3 protein-coding genes and 1 pseudogene are annotated in these 3,200 nt (G+C 38.5%); 3 read left to right on the forward strand and 1 reads right to left on the reverse strand.

The window, feature by feature from the left end; translation table 11 throughout:
* Positions 1 to 615: pseudogene (locus HCUR_RS06170) on the forward strand (transposase family protein); the annotation flags it as partial.
* 245 nt (positions 616 to 860) lie between these two features.
* Positions 861 to 1,016 carry a hypothetical protein gene (locus tag HCUR_RS08780; RefSeq protein ID WP_165780825.1) on the forward strand — a complete coding sequence of 52 codons (156 nt, stop codon included), beginning with the start codon at positions 861 to 863 and terminating at the stop codon, positions 1,014 to 1,016.
* A 162-nt stretch (positions 1,017 to 1,178) separates the two neighbouring features.
* On the opposite strand, the gene lpxA is transcribed toward HCUR_RS08780, so the two are convergent.
* The gene (gene lpxA / locus HCUR_RS06175) at positions 1,179 to 2,009 is read right to left on the reverse strand and encodes an acyl-ACP--UDP-N-acetylglucosamine O-acyltransferase (protein ID WP_104207221.1); all 831 of its coding nucleotides are present in this window, start codon (positions 2,007 to 2,009) and stop codon (positions 1,179 to 1,181) included.
* Positions 2,010 to 2,618: 609 nt separating this feature from the next.
* Between lpxA and HCUR_RS06180 the strand changes: the two genes are divergently transcribed.
* A complete protein-coding gene (locus HCUR_RS06180) occupies positions 2,619 to 2,810 on the forward strand; it encodes a hypothetical protein (RefSeq protein ID WP_104207222.1) in 192 nt (63 codons plus the stop codon).
* Positions 2,811 to 3,200 lie beyond the last annotated feature (390 nt).

The following is a 3,200-nucleotide window of genomic DNA, read 5'->3' on the forward strand; positions in this document are numbered from 1 at the left end:
ATACGGGAATACCCGTACTTATTTCCATATAAGTCAAAGCGATGGGGTCAGTGAGCGTACGGCTTATGATACGATTAAAAATGGATAGAGGGCACGCGTATCAAGCACCCTGATTTTGCTTTGCCAGGTAAGAAAGCGCTTTTGAAACGTGATATGAATGATGAAGGGGGGTTAATAGATGCAACAGAACCCCCAATAAAGCGCCCAAAAAAGACAAAGAAAAGACACCCCTTAAACACTCAAGGTGTAGTAACTCAAGAAGGTATATGCACGGCTTTTTCAAAGGGTAAACGTCATGATTTCAGGGGTTTTAAGGAATCAAAAACTCATATTCATCCTAAAATTAAGGGTATTACGGATACAGGATATCAAGGCTTAAAAACACTCCATAGTAGAACTGACATTCCAAAAAAGAAGGGTAAGAAAAATCCGCTAACGCAAGAAGAAAAAAGGAAAAATAGAGAACTTTCCAGTGCGCGGGTAATGAATGAAAATGGTGTTGGGATGCTCAAACGCTTCAAGATCATCTCTGATACATACAGAAACAGGCGTAACAGATTTGGACTGAGATTCACGCTCATTGCAGGGGTCTATACCATGGAATTAAAAAAATGAGAGTTTCCGAAGAGGTCTAGTGATATAGAGCAGTTTCCAGATAGCGATCGTCGAGAAAACGGAGAAAGATTAGAACTTAGCGAGTCTGATATAAATATGTACCAAAGCCTTTAGGCGTGACCTATACAAAAAATACTCTATCCTGCGAGAACAGATCTAGAAAAAAGATCTATGTTCTGCCAAAGGATTGAGGCACGAGAAAAAAACGGAAAATCAATGGCTTACTTAGCGAAAAGTCCCAGAATATGCTACAGAAACACGGCTATTCTTGGAAGGGAACGCGTTGTTGTGGGATTCATGAAAAACACAAAAGGGGTAGTGTCATGCACAATGCTTCTTTCCACAAAGGAAAAGATAGCCAGCCGATGAGTGAAAGCGCTGGTCATGTTTTCCTTGATTGATCTTCCGTATTCTCCTGATAACAATGGGATTAGGCTAAACAAATACGACGCTCTAGAAAGTGTTCAATTGACGCGCTATTCTTTATAACCATTCTATAGTTAGTTGACTATTGTAGATCACAATCCGAAATTGTACATCTCTAATATTGTGTACTAGAGCTCTTAAAGGGTTATTTTTAGTGCTTCCTGAATATACTTATCTGGAGTTGAAAGACATATGGGTCTATTTTTATTACAGGTACTGAGAAAACGATAAACTTCCTGTACTGTCTCATAATGCATTAATCCTTGAGCAATGTTATGAATACGAAATTCGAGAGAAAGTTGGTTCTCCCCCTTAAACAAATACTGATACACTTCCCTCAATCCATGAATTTCTTCCGAACTGACTTTTTTTTTTTTTAAACGATGAAGATTTAATCCTGCTAACTTTGCTCGGTTTCCAACAGCAATGGTATAGGGCGTGATATGCGAGCCTACTGCAGAACATCCCGCGATCATAGAACCTTTACCAATAGCGGTCATTTGATGGACTGCCACCATACCTCCAAACACTACCGAATCTTCAACTTCTACATGCCCTCCCAATACAACATTATTTGCCATGATAACATCATTACCAATCTGTCCATCATGCCCAATGTGACATCCCACCATGATCATACAAGAAGTTCCTATGGAAGTGATCCCTCCACCTTGCTTTGTTCCTCTGTGAACAGTTACATGCTCACGAATCTGGGTGTTTCGCCCGATCACAAGTCGTGTAAGTTCGTTGTTGTATCCAGTATGCTGAGGAGCAGTCCCTAATACAGAAAAAGCATGGACTCTCACTCCCTCTTGTAGATGAGTATTACCCTCGATCACTACATGAGACATCAGATGCACGCCTGCCTCTAAAATAGAACCGGCGCCCACTACACAATAAGGGCCTACTATTGCTGTTGGGTGCACCACAGCATTAGAATCTACAAGAGCAGTGACATGAATGGTCATAAAATATTATACACCAAAAAGCTAGTCATAAGATTTTCCTTTTCTACAATTCTTTTTTACAAAAGTGTTATTGTTTTTTTACGTGAAAAAGCCGTCTTGAGGAAATTATGTTAAAAATTCTAAAAACAAGAGAAAAACTGTAATTTATTCTAGTAAAAAACCATACTAAATACAATAGGAAAATTGATACAAAAACAGATAGTTTTAAAATTTTTGGACTGGCCATTCTAAAAATGGAGCAGAAAAGTCAAAAGATTAAGGCACGCCAAATTGCAAATTTGAGTGCTGGATAGGAGGGACGCTATACCGAAGAGTGTACGATCATTATTTTGACGATTCAGAGGTTCAAAACGACACAGATACTCTAAAAACGAAGAAGAATAAAAGAAAAAAAAGTAGATAGCGCATGATAGCCATTTCAGGCTAAAAAAGACCTAGTGGCACCGATTAAGTTAGACCTTTCAGAAAGGTTTTGATGGTTTGGTTGTATTTTCTCGTCTATGTAACTCAAAGATTTGTGGAGTGTATGTTTCAAATTGACGATTCTCACATATATCGAATGATACCGCGTCTTGAGCCCATTTTGGCCTATGAGATAGTCTTTAAAAAGTGGAAAAATTATCGAAAAAAGAGCTGGAAACCTGTATTATTCATGCCAAGGAGCAATCCCTTGAAAGCCCTCAAAGACGCGAGAAAACTGTGAAAAACGTCCGCCAAAAAAAATTGGGCTATCAAGGTGTAGAAATACGCATCAAAACGCTTATTTTGCTTGCAGAGCGTCAAAAAAAGCCAATGAACTGAGAGAAAAAGCATACAATACAGCACTTTTCTTGCTTTCGGGGTGTGGTGAAACACCATTTTGTGAATGTTATAGCGCCTGAAAATCTTGTGTAGAATGATGAGAGTGGTATAGAGATGACTATTTTAAAGACAAAGAGTGGTAAAAAAACGAGAGACTTGTGGGTAAAAAGCGTGCCAACTATTATAAAAGAACTCTCTGTACCGGACAAAACTAATTGGTTAGTTAGTTTGCATTGACAGTAACGCGCTGAAATAAAAACAAAAAGTGTATAATCTCGATTATCGAAAAAGAGGTATACATCATGGTTTCAGTCAACGAGTTAAAGCGCATTTTAAAGCCATATTTCAAAATCGACAATAGGCGTCTTGATTGCTTAACCCAAATGTTAG

Origin of the sequence: Holospora curviuscula (assembly GCF_002930195.1) — a bacterium.
GTDB lineage: Bacteria > Pseudomonadota > Alphaproteobacteria > Holosporales > Holosporaceae > Holospora > Holospora curviuscula.

What these genes read in the sequence shown, in the direction of transcription:
- HCUR_RS08780 (WP_165780825.1), top strand. Translation starts at nt 861, where the DNA reads ATGCTACAGAAACACGGCTATTCTTGGAAGGGAACGCGTTGTTGTGGG.
- lpxA (WP_104207221.1), bottom strand. Translation starts at nt 2,009, where the DNA reads ATGACCATTCATGTCACTGCTCTTGTAGATTCTAATGCTGTGGTGCAC.